This is a genomic window from Bradyrhizobium sp. CB2312 (assembly GCF_029714425.1).
Taxonomy (GTDB): Bacteria; Pseudomonadota; Alphaproteobacteria; order Rhizobiales; family Xanthobacteraceae; genus Bradyrhizobium.
The window spans coordinates 2,531,669-2,549,180 of record NZ_CP121668.1 but is presented as its reverse complement, the minus strand read 5'-3'; the positions used below and the strand labels follow the sequence as shown (position 1 = coordinate 2,549,180).

Sequence of the window (17,512 nt, the reverse complement as noted above, 5' to 3'; positions counted from 1 at the left end):
AGCTTCCACATGCGGCGCCCCGCAGCACCTTCCCTCGAAGCGGCAGTTTGACTGCCACCTGGCCAATCATACATGCGAGTTTTCCAGATCCTGATCGATGGCTTTGCCATCAGCGCTCTCTACGCTCTCGGTGCCACCGGCTTCACACTGATCTTCGGCGTCTCCGGCGTGCTCAACCTCTCCCACGGCGCCATCATGGTGGCCGCAGCGGTGGCAGCCTGGGCCGCCGCCAGCATCCTCGGCGTCGGCACCTATGCCGGCGCGCTGATTGGCGTCGCTGTCGCCCTCGTCACCGCCTTCGCCACTTATTTTGCGGTGGTGAAGCCGATCCAGGATTCACGTCGCATCCCGAATGAGGAGAAGGAGATCTTCGTCCTCACTGGCACGCTGCTCTGGGGCATCATGATCCAGGAGCTGATCGCCTATTTCTTCACCAACAACGCCAAAACGGTGCTGCCGATCGTCGAGGGCGTGGTCGAGATCCTCGGCGTGCGCACGCCGCGCAACGAGATCTTCACCGCCATCGTATGCTGCCTCGTCATCGCGCTGCTGTGGCTCCTGGTGAACCGCACCCGCACCGGCAAGGCGGTGCTGGCGGCCTCGATGAACCCGCGAGGCGTTACCCTGCTCGGGCTCGAGCTCACCAACATCTATATCGTGGTCTGGGCGATCTACGGCATCCTTGCCGGCATCGCCGGCGTGCTGCTCGGCATGTTCCTCGGCGTCAGCTCCTACAGCGTGGGACCGCTGACCGCGAGCGCGTTCTCGATCGTGGTGCTCGGCGGCCTCGGCAGCGTCTCCGGCTCGCTGATCGCGGCCTTCGTGGTCGGCTATCTCGAAACCATCACGGCCTATCTGGTCTCGCCGGCCTATCGCACCATCCCGGCGCTGCTGCTGCTCGTGTTCGTGATGTACATCCGGCCCCAGGGCCTCTTGGGGAGGCGCTGAGATGTCCACCTTCTTCACCTCGCGGCTGTTCTTCGTCTCGCTGGCCCTCGTCATCATCGCGGCGACGCTGCCGCTCTATGTCTCCGGCTATGTGCTCGGCCTGCTCACCGTCGCGTTCTATTTCGGCGTGTTCGCGATGGCCTGGGATTTGCTGTTCGGCTTCGCCGGGGAGGTCAATTTCGGCCCGACCTTCCTGATTGGCGTCGGCGCCTACACCGCCGGCATCTTGAACAACCAGTTCGGCTGGTCGGTCTATCTCTGCATCGTGCTCGGGGCGCTCGCCTCGGTCATCGCCGGCCTTGTGCTGGCGCTACCGGCGCTGCGGGTGCGCGGGCCCTATTTCGGCCTGACCACGCTGGTCGCGGTCTTGATGCTGCAAAACTTTATCGTCGTGTTCGCCGATCTCACCGGCGGCGAGATCGGCCTGACCATCCCCGATGTCATCACCATCAATGCCGGCGCCAATTACTGGATCGCGCTTGGATTCATGACGATCTCGGCGGCGATCCTCTATGGCCTGTCGCAATCGCCTGTTGGACTCGTGCTGCAGGCGAGCGGCCAGGATCCGGTGCAGGCCGGCGCGCTCGGCTTCAACATCGTCAAGCACAAGCTCGCCGCCTTCATCGTCTCGGCGTTCTTCTCGGGGCTATCAGGGGCACTGCTGGTGTTCTACTTCGGCACCGCCTCGGTCGGCACCGTCGTCGACGTCGCGGTCGGCGTGAACGTCATCGTCTCGGCCGTGCTCGGCGGCCGGCGCACCGTGCTCGGCGCGGCGCTGGGCGCGATCTTCCTGATCGTCGCCGGCGAATTCCTGCGGCCCACGGGAGAGCTGGCGACCTTCATCGTCTCGGCGGTCGCCCTCCTCGTCGTGCTGTTCTTCCCCGGCGGCTTCCTCGGAGCGGCCCTCTCGCGCGAGGCTCGTTCGTGATGGATATGAGACTTTCAAACCGGGCCGTGCTCGAAGTTCACGGCCTCACAAAACGCTTCGGCGGACTGACGGCGGTCAAGAACCTCGGCTTCGAGGTCAGTGGCGGCGAGATCTTTGGCCTGATCGGGCCGAACGGCTCGGGCAAGTCGACCGCGATGAAGAGCGTGATGGGCATCGAGCGCCCGACCGCGGGCGAGGTGATCTTCGAGGGCGAGAACGTCGCCGGCCTGCCCGCGCACAAGATCGCGCGCAAGGGTTTTGGCATGGTGTTCCAGCACTCGCGGCCGCTGAACCGGCAGACGGTGCTGGAGAACATCATGGTGGCGCTGCTGCCGGACAGCCTGTTCATGCTGTTCCCGGACAAGGCGCTGGTCGAGCGCGCCAAATGGATCGCCGACCGCGTGGGCTTGGGCAACGTCATGAACCGCCGTCCGCCGACGCTGCCCTTTGCCGACCTGCGCAGGCTCGAGCTCGCCAAGGCCATCGCGCGCGATCCAAAAGTCGTGCTGGTGGACGAGCCCTTTGCCGGCCTGACGCGGGCCGAGGTCGACATCTTCTCTGACCTGATCCGCAGCTTTCGCGACGAGGGCCGCGCCGTGATGCTGGTCGACCACAACGTCAAGAGCGTCGCAGCGCTGGTCGACCGCGTGCTCGCGATGTATCTCGGCGAGGAGATCGTCACCGGCAAGGCCGAGGACGTCATGCGAAACGAGACCGTGCGCCGGGTCTATCTCGGTGGCGCCATCGAGACCCATGCGCGGCCCGAGACCAGCTTCAAGGACAAGGTGCCGCTGCTCCAGGTCGAGAATGTCAGCGTGTTCTATGGCAAGGCGCAGGCGCTGGAGAACGTCTCGATCCACGTCCACGAGGGCGAGTTCGTCTCCGTTGTCGGCCTCAACGGCGCCGGCAAGACCACGCTGTTCAACACCATCTCCGGCTTCCTACCCTACACCGGCGAGATCGTGCGCGGCGGCGACAAGCTGCGCGGTACGTCTCCTGCCAAGATCGCTCGCAGCGGCCTTGTGCAGTGCCCGGAATCGCGCGAGCTGTTCGGCGAGATGAGCGTGCGGGAGAATCTCGATCTCGGCGGGCAGCATCTTTCCGACGACAAGCGCGCCGCGCAGCTCGCCTGGCTGTTCGAGCTGTTCCCGATCCTCAAGGAACGCCAGGGCCAGATGGCGCAGACGCTCTCCGGCGGCGAGCAGCAGATGCTCGCGATCGGCCGCGCGCTGATGATGCAGCCGCAGATCCTGATCCTGGACGAGCCGACGCTGGGCCTTGCGCCCGTCATCCTCGAGCAATTGTCCAAGGCCCTGACGAAGTTGCGGCAGACAACGTCGATCACGGTGCTGCTCGGCGAGCAGAACGTGACCTTCGCGCTGCCGCATGCCGATCGCGTCTACGTGCTGGAGCATGCCCGGATCGTCTGGGAAGGCGATCCCGGCCGCTTCGCGGCGGAGGCCGGCGCCGATTTTCTGTAAGTCCTCGACATCAACAAAAAGCATAGAAAGGGAAACGACCATGCGATCTTCAGTTCTCAGCGGCAGCTTCATCGCCTCGGCGCTGGCACTGTGCCTTGCCGCCCCCGCCTACGCGCAATCGAACGATCCGATCAAGATCGGCGTCATCGCCGAGGTGCAGTCGATCGCGGGCGCCGCAACCCCGGGCGGCGCGCAGATCGCCGCGGACGAGATCAACGCCAAGGGCGGCATCCTCGGCCGCAAGGTCGAGATCGTCACCTATGACAACAAGAGCTCCTCGGCCGACTCCGTGCGCGCCTTCCAGCGCGCAGTGAGCGAGGACAAGGTCTCGGCCGTGATCGCGAGCTACATCTCCGAGGTCGTTCTCGCGCTCGAGCCCTGGGCGGCGCGGCTGAAGATGCCGCTGATCACCCCGGGCGCCGCCTCGAACGAGATCACCAAGGCGATCCACAACGACTACGAGAAGAACAAATACACCTTCCACGGCTATCTGACCTCGGCAGCTCAAGCCCAGCTCGTCTGCGACGCCGCCAAGGACCTCCTCGTCGACAAGCTCAAGTTCAAGACGGTCGCGATCATGAGCGAGGACGCCGCCTGGACCAAGCCGCTCGACGTCGGCTACGAGGCCTGCCTGCCCAAGGCGGGCCTGAAGGTGGTCGAGCACGTCCGCTTCTCGCCCGACACCACCGACTTCACGCCGATCTTCAACAACATCGAGAGCAAGAAGCCCGACGTGATCGTGACAGGCATCTCGCATGTCGGCGTGCAGCCGACCGTGCAGTGGAAGAACCAGCAGGTCCCGATCCCGATGTTCGGCATCAGCGCGCAGGCGCTGAGCCCGACCTTCTGGAAGGACACCAATGGCGCCGCCGACGGTGTGCCGTCGCTCGCAGTGGCCACCCCGGACGTCGCCGTGACCTCCAAGACAAAACCGTTCGCGGCCGCCTTCAAGGCCAAGTTCGGCACGCCGCCGGCCTATACCGGCTACACCGCCTATGACGAGGTCTACTTCATCACGGAAGCGATCAAGCGCGCGGGCTCGACCGATCCCGACAAGATGGTGGCCGAGCTCGAGAAGACCGATTACGAGGGCACGATCGGCCGCATCCAGTTCTACGGCAAGGACGACGAGTTCACTCACGGCCTCAAGTCCGGCCCGGGCGCGGTGACCGGCCTCGTCTTCCAGTGGCAGGATCAGAAGCAGGTCGTGGTCTGGCCCGAGAAGATCGCGGAGGGCAAGCTGAAGTTTCCTAACTTCGTGAAGCTCTCGCAGTAACGCCCGGCGCCGGCGCGCTGCCGGCAGCCCAACACTCCGCAAGGCCCGCCGCCAGCACCGCGGCGGGCCTTCGCTTTGTGCAGAACGTAACCGGCCCGCTGGCATCAAAGGACCCATCCTGCGATCTTGCCGTTAATGCCCGGATGGGGCCGGAGGAGCCAGATGGACGATCAACCAAAGCAAACTGACAGCCTGATGCAGGATGACGGCTTCGTTCGGGTCCGTGGCGCGCGCGAGCACAACCTCAGGAACGTCGACGTCAAGATTCCGCGCAACGCCCTCGTCGTGTTCACGGGCGTGTCGGGCTCCGGAAAATCCTCGCTCGCCTTTGGAACGATCTACGCCGAGGCGCAGCGGCGATATCTGGAGTCGGTGTCGCCCTATGCGCGACGCCTCTTCCACCAGATGCAGATCCCTGAAGTCGACGACATCGAGGGCCTGCCGCCCGCCGTCGCACTCCAGCAGCAGCGGGGAGCGCCGACGACGCGATCATCCGTCGGCAGCGTGACGACCATCTCCAACCTGCTCAGGATGCTTTACTCTCGCGCCGGCGACTATCCGCGGGGTCAGCCGATGCTCTATGCGGAGGCATTTTCGCCGAACACGCCGGAGGGCGCCTGCCCGACCTGCCACGGCATCGGCCGGATGCTCGACGTCACCGAAAAATCCATGGTGCCCGATGACACCAAGACGATCCGCGAGCGTGCCATCGCGTGCCTGGCCGAGCGCCTGGCAGGGCCAGAACCTCCGGGACATCCTGACGACGCTGGGCTACGACGTCGACAAGCCCTGGCGCGAGCTGCCCAAGAAGGACCGCGACTGGATCCTGTTCACCGAGGAGCAGCCGACCGTTCCGGTCTATGCCGGCTACGACGCCGCCGAGGTCAAACGGGCGCTGCGCCGCAAGGAGGAGCCGAGCTACCAGGGCACGTTCACCGGCGCCAAGCGCTACGTGATGCAGACCTACGCCAAGTCCGAGAGCGCGATGATGAAGCGCCGCGTCGCGCAGTTCATGATCACGCAAGACTGCCCGACCTGTCATGGCACGCGGCTGAAGCCGGAGGCGCTCAAGATCAAGTTCGCTGGGCTCAACATCGCAGAGATCTCGCATTTGCCGCTCAAGCAGCTGCACGAGCTGATCAAGCCGTTCGCGAGACCATCGCCGGACAAGTCGGAGAAGGCCGTCGTCGCCCGGCGCATCTGCGAGGATCTGTCGGCGCGCCTCGCCGTCCTGCTCGACCTTGGCCTCGGCTATCTCGCCTGCGAACGCAGCACTCCCACGCTGTCGCCGGGCGAGCTGCAGCGTCTGCGGCTGGCGACACAAGTCCGCTCCAACCTGTTCGGCGTCGTCTACGTGCTCGACGAGCCGTCCGCAGGCCTGCATCCCGCCGACACCGAGGCGCTGCTGCGGGCGCTGGACCGGCTGAAGCGCGCGGGCAATTCGATCTTCGTGGTTGAGCACGAGATCGAGGTGATCCGGCATGCCGACTGGCTGGTCGATGTCGGGCCCGACGCTGGCGAGGGTGGCGGACGCATCCTCTATAGCGGGCCGCCCGCGGGGCTCGGCGGCATCGCGCAATCGCGAACCGCGACCTATCTCGCGCATCCGCGCAAGAAGCTGCCCACGACCCGCCGCGCGCCGAAAGGGCATTTGAAGATCAGGGGTGTGGTCCGCAACAATCTCCGAGGCCTCGACGTCGATATCCCGCTGGGCGTGATCATCGGCATCACCGGCGTATCTGGCTCCGGCAAATCGAGCCTGATCAGCCAGTTCTTGGTCGATGCCGTGGCCGATCATCTCGGGCACACGCTTGCCGCCGATCCCGAGGATGACAGCCTGGCGCCCACGATCGCGACATTGGGCGGCAGGATTGTCGCCGGCCTAGATCAAATCGATCGCCTGGTCGTCGTCGACCAGAAGCCGATCGGCCGCACGCCGCGATCGAACCTTGCAACCTATACCGGCCTGTTCGACCATGTGCGAAAACTGTTCGCGGCAACGCCGCAGGCCAAGGCTCGCCGCTACGATGCCGGGCGTTTCTCGTTCAATGTCGCGAAGGGCCGGTGTGCGACCTGCGAAGGCGAGGGGTTCGTTTGCGTCGAACTGCTGTTCCTGCCCAGCGTCTATGCGCCCTGCCCGACCTGCAAGGGCGCGCGCTACAATGACAAGACGCTGGAAGTGAAGATCCGCGAAAAGTCCATCGCGGACGTGCTGGCGATGCGCGTCGACGAGGCCTTCGACTTCTTCGAGGGCGATGCCACGCTGAACCGGTCGCTGTCGGTCGTCCGCGAGGTCGGCCTCGGCTATATCCGCCTCGGTCAGTCCGCCACCGAATTGTCCGGCGGCGAAGCGCAACGCATCAAGCTGGCGACCGAGCTGATGCGTCCGCAACGCGGGCACACGCTCTATGTCCTGGACGAGCCGACCACCGGTCTTCACCCACGCGATGTCGAGCGCCTGATCGCCCAGCTCGACCGGATCGTGGAGGCCGGCAACAGCGTGGTCGTGGTCGAGCATGACATGGATGTCGTCTCCCACAGCGACTGGATCATCGATCTCGGCCCCGGCGCCGGCGACGAGGGCGGCAAGATCGTCGCATCCGGCACACCGCATCAGGTCGCCAAGAACAATGGGAGGAGCAGCGGGAAGACGGCGCGCTATCTTGCCCGCCGCCTGGAGCAGTGATGGGCCTGTCCCGGGCATGGTCGCCTCGCCTCACCTATTGAGGGCGCGTAGTCGCGCAAGGCTAAACAGCTTCTCGCGCGGCATCTTGCGAGAACTCGCGTCGGCCGGCTCGATACGCGTCGGCATGCGATGCGCTCGATCGCTCCTTGATATGGTCTGCAACGAACTCTGCATCACGACCGATGCCGACGAACCGACCCGAGCCCCAGGTGTAGAGCCACGGCAGGCCGACCACATAGGCACCGTCGACCGACGTGATGCCCCGCTTGTGGGTTGGATAACCGGTGCCATCGAACATCGGCAGGTCGACCCAAGACCAGTCGGACCGGAAGCCGGTCGTCCATACGATGCTGCTGATGCCGCTCGCTGCGAGATCGAGCTCCGTGGGCGCCGCAGTGGGGGACCACACGGGCTCATAGTGAGGCGTCACGGGCGCGGCGATTCTGTTCTTTACGATGTGCTCGTCGATCATTCGGCAGATGCCGTTGTAGACCCGGTCGGCATTGTCGAGATTGACCTGGAGATCATCGCCAAGCTGCAAGGACGTCCCATGGCCGTCCTTGAGTCGACCGTAGAGCTTCATCCCCTCAAGCGCGAACCTGCGCAGGTCGATATCGCGGCCGCCGTCCCGCCCGGTCAGGTAATGGTTAGCATTCTTGCGAACGCCTTCCTTTAGCGAATGCTTGTCGACGGGCAAGTCGTACTGCCCGAGATCGTCGAGCCAGTCGACGGCGTCCCGGCCGCGATAGAAGCGCGGGCACCGCGGCGCGCTGCCGACGGCGAGATGCACCTTGCGGCCGGCCAGATGCAGGTCTTCGGCGATTTGGCAGCCCGACTGTCCGCTTCCAACGACGAGGATCTCGCCCGGCGGCAACTGATCCGGATTGCGGTAGGCTGAGGAGTGGATCTGCGTGATCGACGGATCGAGCCGGCCCGCAAACGGCAGCACTTTCGGAACGTGATATCCGCTGACGGCCAGCACGACGCTGTCGGCAGCGATCTCGCCGATTGTCGTCTCGAGCATGAAGCCACGACCGGATTGCCTGAGGCGTGTGACGGCAACGCCCTCGCGGACCGGCGCATCGATGTGCCTGGCGAAATCCTCGATGTAAGTGACGATCTCGTCACGCAGCATGAAGCCGTGTGGATCGCTGCCGGCGTAAGGAAAGCCGGGAAGCCGGCATTGCCAGTTCGGCGTCACGAGGCAAAACGCGTCCCAACGCTGCGTCTTCCAGGAATGCGCGATCGTGTTCTTTTCCAGCACGACATGGGCGATGCCGCGCGCCTTGAGTTGCGCGCTCATGGCAAGGCCGGCCTGGCCGCCGCCGATCACGACGACCGGATAGTGTGTGTGAAGGTCGGACATGATCAGCTCCTGCTATTCTTCAAACGAGACGATGGTGACGGAAGCGTCAGGCGTGGCCTCGAACTGCACGGCGGTCGCCTCGATCCGTGCGAGTTGCCCGAGCGCGCGCGAGCAGAGAAAGCCGTACTTCTCACGGACCCGCTCGGCCGCAATCGTCAGCGCAACGCGGCTTCGCTCGCGAAAGTCGTCGAGCGCGTAGGTCGTGCCGGCGACGAAATGATCCTTGATGACCAGCGAGGGCGAATAGCAGACCTCGATCCGCTCATCGGGCCAGCGCACGTGGAAGCGCATCTCAGGCATAGTGCACCTCGCGCATATCCTGATAGGTCGCCATGTGTGCCATGGCGGTGCGACTCCAGTCATGGTGCCGGGCGACTCTCGCGCCGTTCGCGATCAGGCGCGAGCGCAGGGGCTCGGCGAGGGCACTGAGGGTGGCATCCGCGATCGAGCCTGCGTGATGCGGATCGCACCAGGCAGCATCGTCCGGACCGAGATATTCCGTGAACGGTGCGGTATGCGAGACCACGGCCGGCGCGCCGCTGGCCATCGCTTCGAGCACGGCCAGGCCAAAGCCCTCGCGCAAGGACGGGAACAACAAGACATCCGCGAGGCGAAAGAGCGATGGCATGTCGGCATCGATCAGCGGCCCCGTCTCGATCACCGCACCAACAGGCAGTCCCGCATCGCGCAGCCGTGACTCGAACTGCTGCCGATAGACACCATGGTCCAGCAGCGAAGCCCCGCCGGCGATGACGAGCTGCGCGGATCGATGTACGGCGTACACCTGCCGGAACGCCTCGAGAATGCCCAGCGTATTCTTGCGCTGCTCGACGCCGCCGATCGACAGCAGGATCGGGCCTGCGCGGAGGCCGAGCCGGGCGCGCAGGAGCCGATCACCGGGTGACGAGACAGGCGAATATCGCGCCGTGTCGACGCCATTGCCGACCAATATTGCAGAGCGGGACATCTCCGCCTTCAAGTGCTCCTGCCAGAACCGGCTGACGACGAACAGGCCGTCAGCGTGGACGATCGAGCGACGGTCGAGTTCGCGGAGCCGTTCGTCCTTGAATGCATCGATGTGATGAACGGTGCGGACATAGCGTTGGATCAGGCCGCGCTGCTTCAGCATCGCAAGCGCATTGCCGGAGATGCCGTCCTGGGCATGGAAGACGTCGTACTGCCGCTTGGCCACATCGCCGAAATGCCGGACATAGTCGGCGATGCGCGTTTCGACCGTCGCAACGACGTCGCCCGAGACGGGCGATGCGGGCACGGAGCGCGTCTCCGCGACGCTGCGGCGGAAGAAGCCTTTGCCGGGCGGGTCGGGGGCGTGCACGACCGGCCGGTGTCCAAGATGTGCCAGGGCGTCCGCAAGCGCGAGCGCGTGCACCACGCCACCTCGTGGATTTGTCGAGTGCGTGAGGATCGCGATGCGAAGTCTTGACGAGCCGCCGCTCATGCCACGCTCCGCTGCCGATAGCCCTGCCCTGGCGCACATCCGATCAGGGGCTGCGCCGCGAAGTCCCAGACCGTTGCGCGACCGGAAGCGGCGCGAATGTCGACGCTTGTCCCCGCGCTGACGTCTCCGACCGCGGTTGCCGCAATGCCGCGCCGTTGGAAGCGCGACAGGATCTCGTCGACGTCTTCGGACTTCGCCGACAGGAGATAGCCGAAGCTCGGGAACGTCAGGAGCCAGCGTTCGAGCGGCGCGCCGGCAGGAATCGGAATCGCCTCGACGTCCAGCGTGATGGCGACCTGCGAGCACTCGGCCAGCATCGCCGCGGTCCCGACGATGCCGCCCTGACTGATGTCCTTGGCTGCGCGTGCAAGCCCCGCCTCGGCGATCGACGGCAGGATCTCCAGATCGCCGCGCAGTCGCTCCGCGGGTGCGTCGGTCGCAGCCTCCCAGTTCGCGAAGGGTTCGCGGTAGCGGCCGCGCAGATCGATCGCCGCAATGAGCTTGTCGCCGGGCCTCGCGTCAAAGCTCGTGAGAAGCCGCCTCGCGCGACCCAGGATCGCGACGGCAAACTGGCTCTGGTTGCTGCGCACATTGGTGTGGCCGCCGATGACGGGCACACCGAAAGTCCTCGCAGCAGCTTTCAATCCTTCGAGAATGGGCGCGGCCTTATCCGCGCCATCGGACCAGATCGCATTGACGATGGCCGTCGGCCGTCCGCCCATTGCCGCGACGTCCGAGATGTTGACCATGGCGCCGCACCAACCTGCAAACCAGGGGTCGGCGGCGACGAATTCGTTCATGAAGCCTTCGATGGCGAACAGGGTATAGCCGTCGCCCTCCGGGATCGCCGCGCAATCGTCCCCCACCGGGATGGCATCGCCGCTCGAGAGGTCGAGCGCGGCCGCAACACCCGCAATGTCGGCCTTGGCGGCGATGCCGCGGCTTTTGCGGAGCGTCTCGGCGAGGCTTGCGAGTGCGGCATCCGTCAGCATGTTCAAGCCGCCAGCTTTGCGAGTGACAGGAAGCCGGTTTCGGGCGTCCGGAACGGCGGGTAGTGGTCGAGATCGGCCTCCATGCGATGGTGCGGCCGGCCATGGAGCTCGAATTCGCCGAGCGAGCGCCAATGCATGTGCTGGAACAGAAGCGCGTTCTGACTTTGCACATTGGCAAGAAAGCGCCGGCAACCGCGCGCATGGGCAGAGGAGACCGCGAGCCGGATCAGGCCGGCGCCAACCGCGCTGAGCCGGCGATAACCTTTTTCGACGGCAAGGCGGGAGCCCCACCACACATCCGTCTCGTGGTCATCGGGGTGAATGCGCACGGTGCCGACGACTTCATCCTCGGCGACGCCGAGCAGCGACACGGCCACGAGCGGGATGGCGAAATCGTCGACCGCGTCGCGATCATCACCCGCAAACACGCCCTGCTCCTCGCAGAACACCTTGCGACGCAAGGCTGCGGCGGCGGCACGCTCCCAGGCTTCGGTCGCGAACTTCACCTGGAACTCCGGCGCGACGAACGGCTTGAATGGCTCAAAGATCATCCACGTGCTCCGCGCTCGTAAGTGGACAGGGCCGAGCAGGCGCCGCATTTGCCGCAGCCTGCCTTGATATCGGTGGCGCGCAGGCCGCCGGCGCGCAGCATCTCGGCGAGCGGACGCAGGATGTCGTGCATGAACCCTGGAGACGGCGTCGGATGGCTCTCCAGCGGCGTGCCGGCGATCGGCACGAACGGCACGACGAAGGGATAGACGCCGATATCGATAAGCCGGCGCGACAGCGCGAGAATCTCGGAAGGCTCGTCGCCAAGGCCAGCCAGAATATAAGTCGAGACCTGACCGCGGCCGAAGACCGGCACGGCCGCGGCGAATGCTTCCATGTATTGCTCGACCTGGACCTGCGCCTTGCCCGGCATGATCCTTTGCCGCACGGCGGGCCCGATGACCTCCAGGTGCATGCCGAGCGCGTCGACCCCTGAACTCTTCATGCGCTGAAACCAGGCGAAATCGTCCGGTGGCTCGCATTGCGCCTGGATCGGCAAATCGACGGCGGCTTTGACGGCCTGCGCGCTCTCCGCAAGGATGCCGGCGCCGCGATCGGACGTGTGCGGCGTGCCCGTGGTCATCACCATGTGCCTGACACCGTCGAACTCGACGGCCGCCTTGGCCACTTCGGCGAGTTGTGCCGGCGTCTTGCGCTCGACCGTACGCCCGGCTGCGAGCGACTGGCCGATGGCGCAGAACTGGCAGGTCTTGGTACGGCTTTGGTAGCGAATGCAGGTCTGGAGCACGGTGGTGGCGAGAACGTCGCGCCCGTGCAGGGTCGCGATCTTCCAATAGGGGACGCCGTCCTCGGTGGTGCGGTCGTAGAATTTGGGTCGCAACGGAAACGAGACGTCCGCGAGCACCACGCCGTCGCGCGAGATGCGGCTTCGCCCGGCCTCGTCGGGACGCTCGACGAGATAAGGGCTCTCGAAGGCCGGCGCGTTGTGGACCGGAATCATCACGGTCGCGCCGTCGATCGTGAACGGCGTGTGATCCGACGGCCCGGCGCCGCCGCGGCGGCTCGTTCCGCCGGTCTTGGGATCAGCGAGCCGGACTCCGAAGGACTGCAACTCGTTGATCAGCTGCTCGGTCGGGATCGCCTTGGGTTGCGGCATCTGCGGTCTCATCTGATTGGTCTCCCGGAATGGACATGAGGCGGTTCGGGTGAAAGCCGTGCATCGGACGCGCGGGTCGGTCGTTCAGCACCAGCGAAAGCAGCTCCGGCCGGGCGTAGTGGCCGACAGAATCCATCATCCGCTTGCGTTTGGTGATCAGAGCGAGATCGAGATCGGCGACAAGGATGCCCTCGCCGCTGGTCAGCGGCGGCACCAGATGGTTGCCTTCCGGTGAGACGATCGCTGTCATGCAGCCGCCGCGCAGGCCTTTGCGCAGGCCTTCCTCCGGCGAGATTTTCGCGATCTGCTCCTCGGTCAGCCAGCCGGTGGCATTGACGACGAAGCATCCGCTTTCCAGCGCATGATGCCGGATCGTCACCTCGATCTGGTCGGCAAAGACCTGTCCGACCAGCGAACCCGGAAACTGGGCCGCATGGATTTCCTCGTGCTGGGCCATCAGCGCGTAGCGGGCGAGCGGGTTGTAATGCTCCCAGCACGCCAGCGCGCCGACACGACCGACCGCGGTCTCGACCACCTTCAGGCCGGCGCCGTCACCCTGCCCCCAGATCATGCGCTCGTGAAAGGTCGGCGTGATCTTGCGCCGCTTCAGGACGAGCGCGCCGTTCGCGTCGAACACGAGCTGGGTGTTGTAAAGCGAGCCGTGATCGCGCTCGTTGACGCCGAGCACCACCACCATGCCGTGGCGCTTCGCCGCCTGCGCAATGGCGTCTGTGACGGGACCCGGCACGACGACGGCGTTGTCGTAGAGCTGGATGTGCTCGGCGCCGCTGAGGACCGGCGGACGGACAAAGGAGAAATACGGATACCAGGGAACGAACGTCTCCGGAAAAACGGCGAACTGGACTCCCTTGCCCGCCGCCTCCGCGATGGCCGCCAGGATCCGGTCGACCGTTCCGGTCGGCGTGTCCAGATCGGGCGCGATCTGAATCGCGCCAGCCCTGACCGTGCGTTTCGCTGTCACTGTATTCTCCCTCGTCCGTCGCGCGAGACAACCGAAGTCAGACGGTCCAGGTGTGGATCATGAACGCGTCGTCCCTGCGGTGAAGCAGGATGAGGTCGAGCACATCGAGCGGATTGATCGGCCGGATGCCCGGAATGAGTGACGGCTCGCCATGGCCGTAAAGCGCCTGCAGCGCGAACCGGCAGGCATAGACCTTGCCGCCTTCATCCATGAACTTTGCGAGCTGGTTGTTGAAGTTCTGCGCGCCGGGGAAGGCTTCGTCGCCGATCTTCGGGAAGCCGCGCTGAATGCCGAGCGTGACACCGGGACCGTAGAGCAGAACCGACGTCTCAAAGCCCTTCCGCTTCAGGCGCAGCGCCTGGAGAATATTGACGAGGCCGATGGAGCCTTCGAACGCGACGGTGTGGAAGGTGACCAGCGCCTTCTCACCCGGCTTTGCTTTGACGTCCTCGAAAACCTTCTCTTCATAGTCGACAAGAAAGTCGCCCTTCTGACGCGCGGGCATGTTCACTGCTGGCATAGACACCTCCTGTTCACGTCCGGGCCTCCCGGATCGAGATCAGGTTTTGCAATCAATGTGCCAAGCGACCTTCTGCACGACAAATCATCAAACCATACAATTTACATTCAATTATGCATTCAATGTTGAATGGAGACCTGACTGGATTTGGCTATGCTTGCGTTGTCCTCGAAAAATAGTGCCTGAAAAATGCTGGGCAGCGCGCCCGATCGGTGTGCAAAGCGCCCAGACGGAACGCCTCCGCAAGCAGCCAAAAATACGCGATGCAATTGCCTCGACGCTTGCAACAATATACAGTCAATTATGCTGACGTAACTGACCGGAACTGAACTATGGCCGACTGGCGACCCGATCTCTCGAGCAGCGACAAGCCGCGCTATCTCGCCATCGCAGACGCAATTGCCGATGATATCGCCGCCGGACGGCTTGTGATCGGCGACCGCTTGCCGCCGCAGCGGAAACTGGCCAAGCGTCTCGATGTCGATTTCACCACCGTCGCGCGCGGCTATGTCGAAGCCCAGAAGCGCGGGCTCGTTGAATCGAAGGTTGGACAGGGAACCTTCGTTCGCGACAAGCCGCGGCCGCGACGCTCGGCGACAAACTTTCCGCCTCGCCCCGTCGACCTGTCGATGAACCTGCCTCCGGAGCCTGATGATCCCGAGTTGATCGAGCGCATGCAGGCGGGCGCCGAGCATGTGATGCGCGACATCGTTCCGCTGCTGCGCTACCAGGGCTTTGGCGGCACGCAGGCCGACAAGGATGCCGCGTCGAGCTGGCTCGGCCGCCGTGCGCTGGTGCCGGCGCAGAGCCGCATTTTCGTCTCGCCGGGGGCACATCCGGCGCTGCTCGGCATTCTCTCGATCCTCGCGAAAGCAGGCGAGGTGGTGCTATGCGAGGCCATCACCTATCCCGGGATCAGGTCCATCGCCGCGCAGCTCGGCATTGCTCTCGTCGGCCTGCCGATGGATGACGATGGCATTGAGCCGCAGGCGCTGACCGATGCCTGCAAGAAGCTGAAGCCCAAGGCCATCTACCTCAATCCGACGCTGCAGAATCCGACGACCCTGACGATTCCGGACTCGCGGCGGCGCGAGATCGTCGCGATTGCACGACGCTTCAAGCTGCCGATCATCGAGGACGACGCCTATGGCTTCATTCCCGAGCACGGCCACGGCCACGCGCCCTTCGCCGCGATCGCGCCCGATCTGACCTGGCACGTTGCGGGACTGGCGAAATGCATCGGAGCAGGCTTGCGCACCGCCTATGTCGTCGTGCCCGATACGCGCTCGGCCTGGCCGTTTGCCTCGGCGCTCCGGTCCGCGACCGTGATGGCATCTCCCCTTACCGTGGCGATCGCGACGCGCTGGATCGAAGACGGCACCGCGGACACGATGTTGCGGTTCATCCGCGCCGAGACCTCGGCGCGGCAGAAGCTCGCGGCCGAAATCCTGCCCAAGGGGTCCTACCGGGGTGATCCCCTCAGCTTCAACCTGTGGGTCGCGCTGCCCACGCCCTGGAGGCGCTCGGCTTTCGTGGAGCATATGCGGCAGACCGGCGTCGGCGTCGTCGCAAGTGACGCCTTTGTCGTGACTGATCCGCCCCCCGAGGCCGTCAGAGTATGCATCTGCGGCCCTTCCACGCGAGCGCAGATTAGATCTGCGCTCGAGTATGCCGCTCACGCGCTGGTCGAAACTCCGGCCTTGGCATCGCCGTTTCTCTGATCCGTCAGGCGTACGATGATGCAGTGCCGGCTCGCGCCATCCGCGCCGCGCGGCCGACTGCGAATTGTCTGGTGCGCTGCATGTTGACTTTCACACGCACCCTCCAAATACTTGGAAAAAAACAACAAGACCGATCAACCGACGGGTTTTGAGGGAGGATAGGATGCCGACTTCACGCAGGCAGCTGCTGAAGGGTACGGCGGCTGCCGCCGCCGCACTCAGCCTCGATTGGACCAGGGCCCAGGCGCAAGCCGAGAATTTGCGCATCGGGCTGATCTACGACCTCACCGGCCCCTTCGCCGCCGGCGGCTCGGTCGCCTCGTCGATCGGCGCACAGATCGCGATCGACCTCGTCAACGAGAAAGGCGGTGTCGGCGGCAAGTACAAGATTGCTCCGGTCGCCGCGGATTCCCAGAGCAAACCCGACGTTGCCATCAACGAGGCCGAACGCCTGATCAGTCAGGAGAAGATCGACATCCTCAACGGCGTCTATGCGAGCTCGCATGCGGTGCCACTCGCGGCCAAGGTCGAGCAGCAGAAGAAGATCCTCTGGATCACGACCGCGGTCTCGACCGCCGTGTTCAAGGACAAGAACCTGCAATACGTGTTTCGCGCGCAGATCCATTCGGATCAATACGGACAGGCCTTCGCCGCCTTCCTCACCGAGCATGCGCAAGGCAAGCTCGGCATGGACCCAAAGGACGTCAAGGTCGCGCTGATCCACGAGGACGGCCCCTATGGCGTCGGCGTCGCCGCTGCGGACGAAGCCTATGCCAAGCAGGCCGGCATCCAGGTGGTGCTGCGCGAGGGTTACTCGGCCTCCGCGCCCGATCTCTCGGTGCTGGTCACCAAGATCAAGCGCGCCAAGGCCGACGTGATCTCGCATGCGGGTTACAATCCCGACATCACCCTGTTCCTGCGCCAGGCACGCGAGAGCGGATTGCGCTTCAAGATGCTGTTCGGCGCCGGCGCCGGCTACAGCCAGCTCGACAAGCTGCGCGCCACTTTTGGCGCCGACATCGACAATTTCTGCAACATCGATCCGGTGCCGGCACAGCTGCTCGATCCGGCCAAGCTCGCGCCAGGTATCGGCGATCTGACCAACGCGATGGTCACGCGCTACAAGGCCAAGACCGGCGCCACCGAGGTGCCGCCGCACTGCTCGATGGGCTTCAACCAGACCTGGGTGCTGCTCAACAACGTGCTGCCCGTCGCCAAGGAGAAATACGGCAGCTTCGAGCCGGAAGCGATCCGCAAGGCCGCGCTCGACGTCGACATTCCCGCCGGCGGCACCATCCAGGGCTATGGCGTCAAGTTCTTCCCGCCGGGCACGCCGCTCTCCGGACAGAACGAGCGCTCGACGCCGGTCGTAATGCAGAACGCCGGCGAGCACATCTCGGTGGTGTGGCCGACCAACATCCGCACGCAGGATCCAGTGTTCCCGCTGCCGAAAGGCTCGACCTACGGGGCGTGAGGCGGTGGGCCCT

General features: G+C 64.9%; 14 protein-coding genes and 1 pseudogene. 7 read left to right on the top strand and 8 right to left on the bottom strand.

The annotated features are described in order from the left end of the window. Positions 1-72: 72 nt before the first annotated feature. The 5 genes and pseudogenes from QA642_RS12070 to uvrA all read left to right on the top strand — a co-directional run bounded on the left by QA642_RS12070 (position 73) and on the right by uvrA (position 7,319). Positions 73-948, top strand: coding sequence for a branched-chain amino acid ABC transporter permease (locus tag QA642_RS12070; protein ID WP_283084867.1), 876 nt, complete (start codon positions 73-75; stop codon positions 946-948). A 1-nt stretch (position 949) separates the two neighbouring features. Further along, the gene (locus QA642_RS12065) at positions 950-1,876 is read left to right on the top strand and encodes a branched-chain amino acid ABC transporter permease (RefSeq protein WP_283084866.1); all 927 of its coding nucleotides are present in this window, start codon (positions 950-952) and stop codon (positions 1,874-1,876) included. Further along, a complete protein-coding gene (locus tag QA642_RS12060) occupies positions 1,876-3,357 on the top strand; it encodes an ATP-binding cassette domain-containing protein (protein ID WP_283084865.1) in 1,482 nt (493 codons plus the stop codon). Before QA642_RS12065 ends, QA642_RS12060 begins: the two co-directional genes overlap by 1 nt. A 40-nt stretch (positions 3,358-3,397) precedes the next feature. Further along, complete coding sequence (locus tag QA642_RS12055; RefSeq protein WP_283084864.1) at positions 3,398-4,633, top strand: ABC transporter substrate-binding protein; 1,236 nt, start codon at positions 3,398-3,400, stop codon at positions 4,631-4,633. Positions 4,634-4,795: 162 nt separating this feature from the next. After that, positions 4,796-7,319: pseudogene (gene uvrA / locus QA642_RS12050) on the top strand (excinuclease ABC subunit UvrA). A 61-nt stretch (positions 7,320-7,380) separates the two neighbouring features. Here the strand turns inward: uvrA and QA642_RS12045 are convergent. Genes QA642_RS12045 through QA642_RS12010 form a run of 8 tightly spaced genes read right to left on the bottom strand, consistent with a single transcriptional unit; the run spans position 7,381 to position 14,304 of the window. Continuing rightward, on the bottom strand, positions 7,381-8,685 hold the full coding sequence (locus QA642_RS12045; RefSeq protein ID WP_283084863.1) for an MSMEG_0569 family flavin-dependent oxidoreductase: 1,305 nt from the start codon (positions 8,683-8,685) through the stop codon (positions 7,381-7,383). 12 nt (positions 8,686-8,697) lie between these two features. After that, positions 8,698-8,985, bottom strand: coding sequence for an MSMEG_0570 family nitrogen starvation response protein (locus QA642_RS12040; protein WP_283084862.1), 288 nt, complete (start codon positions 8,983-8,985; stop codon positions 8,698-8,700). Further along, complete coding sequence (locus tag QA642_RS12035) at positions 8,978-10,144, bottom strand: MSMEG_0565 family glycosyltransferase (protein ID WP_283084861.1); 1,167 nt, start codon at positions 10,142-10,144, stop codon at positions 8,978-8,980. Before QA642_RS12035 ends, QA642_RS12040 begins: the two co-directional genes overlap by 8 nt. Next, positions 10,141-11,136 (bottom strand): sll0787 family AIR synthase-like protein, encoded by a 996-nt coding sequence (locus QA642_RS12030; protein WP_283084860.1) that lies wholly within the window; start codon positions 11,134-11,136, stop codon positions 10,141-10,143. Before QA642_RS12030 ends, QA642_RS12035 begins: the two co-directional genes overlap by 4 nt. A 2-nt stretch (positions 11,137-11,138) precedes the next feature. Then, complete coding sequence (locus QA642_RS12025) at positions 11,139-11,687, bottom strand: MSMEG_0567/Sll0786 family nitrogen starvation N-acetyltransferase (RefSeq protein WP_283084859.1); 549 nt, start codon at positions 11,685-11,687, stop codon at positions 11,139-11,141. Further along, positions 11,684-12,802 (bottom strand): MSMEG_0568 family radical SAM protein, encoded by a 1,119-nt coding sequence (locus tag QA642_RS12020; RefSeq protein WP_283084858.1) that lies wholly within the window; start codon positions 12,800-12,802, stop codon positions 11,684-11,686. The genes QA642_RS12025 and QA642_RS12020 overlap by 4 nt, the downstream gene beginning before the upstream one ends. Then, entirely contained in the window at positions 12,729-13,784 is a 1,056-nt protein-coding gene (locus QA642_RS12015; RefSeq protein WP_283084857.1) for a Nit6803 family nitrilase, read from the bottom strand. Before QA642_RS12015 ends, QA642_RS12020 begins: the two co-directional genes overlap by 74 nt. Before the next feature lie 37 nt (positions 13,785-13,821). Next, positions 13,822-14,304: an MSMEG_0572/Sll0783 family nitrogen starvation response protein gene (locus tag QA642_RS12010; protein ID WP_027526573.1), complete on the bottom strand. Its 483-nt coding sequence runs from the start codon at positions 14,302-14,304 to the stop codon at positions 13,822-13,824. A 332-nt stretch (positions 14,305-14,636) separates the two neighbouring features. On the opposite strand from QA642_RS12010, the gene QA642_RS12005 reads away from it, so the two are divergent. Together QA642_RS12005 and QA642_RS12000 are read left to right on the top strand one after the other, a co-directional pair. Then, complete coding sequence (locus tag QA642_RS12005) at positions 14,637-16,025, top strand: PLP-dependent aminotransferase family protein (protein ID WP_283084856.1); 1,389 nt, start codon at positions 14,637-14,639, stop codon at positions 16,023-16,025. A gap of 163 nt (positions 16,026-16,188) precedes the next feature. Next, entirely contained in the window at positions 16,189-17,499 is a 1,311-nt protein-coding gene (locus tag QA642_RS12000) for an ABC transporter substrate-binding protein (protein ID WP_283084855.1), read from the top strand. The last annotated feature ends 13 nt before the right edge of the window (positions 17,500-17,512 follow it).

Coding starts and splice junctions, on each gene's coding strand:
- QA642_RS12070 (WP_283084867.1), top strand. CDS start 73: ATGCGAGTTTTCCAGATCCTGATCGATGGCTTTGCCATCAGCGCTCTC.
- QA642_RS12065 (WP_283084866.1), top strand. CDS start 950: ATGTCCACCTTCTTCACCTCGCGGCTGTTCTTCGTCTCGCTGGCCCTC.
- QA642_RS12060 (WP_283084865.1), top strand. CDS start 1,876: ATGGATATGAGACTTTCAAACCGGGCCGTGCTCGAAGTTCACGGCCTC.
- QA642_RS12055 (WP_283084864.1), top strand. CDS start 3,398: ATGCGATCTTCAGTTCTCAGCGGCAGCTTCATCGCCTCGGCGCTGGCA.
- QA642_RS12045 (WP_283084863.1), bottom strand. CDS start 8,685: ATGTCCGACCTTCACACACACTATCCGGTCGTCGTGATCGGCGGCGGC.
- QA642_RS12040 (WP_283084862.1), bottom strand. CDS start 8,985: ATGCCTGAGATGCGCTTCCACGTGCGCTGGCCCGATGAGCGGATCGAG.
- QA642_RS12035 (WP_283084861.1), bottom strand. CDS start 10,144: ATGAGCGGCGGCTCGTCAAGACTTCGCATCGCGATCCTCACGCACTCG.
- QA642_RS12030 (WP_283084860.1), bottom strand. CDS start 11,136: ATGCTGACGGATGCCGCACTCGCAAGCCTCGCCGAGACGCTCCGCAAA.
- QA642_RS12025 (WP_283084859.1), bottom strand. CDS start 11,687: ATGATCTTTGAGCCATTCAAGCCGTTCGTCGCGCCGGAGTTCCAGGTG.
- QA642_RS12020 (WP_283084858.1), bottom strand. CDS start 12,802: ATGCCGCAACCCAAGGCGATCCCGACCGAGCAGCTGATCAACGAGTTG.
- QA642_RS12010 (WP_027526573.1), bottom strand. CDS start 14,304: ATGCCAGCAGTGAACATGCCCGCGCGTCAGAAGGGCGACTTTCTTGTC.
- QA642_RS12005 (WP_283084856.1), top strand. CDS start 14,637: ATGGCCGACTGGCGACCCGATCTCTCGAGCAGCGACAAGCCGCGCTAT.
- QA642_RS12000 (WP_283084855.1), top strand. CDS start 16,189: ATGCCGACTTCACGCAGGCAGCTGCTGAAGGGTACGGCGGCTGCCGCC.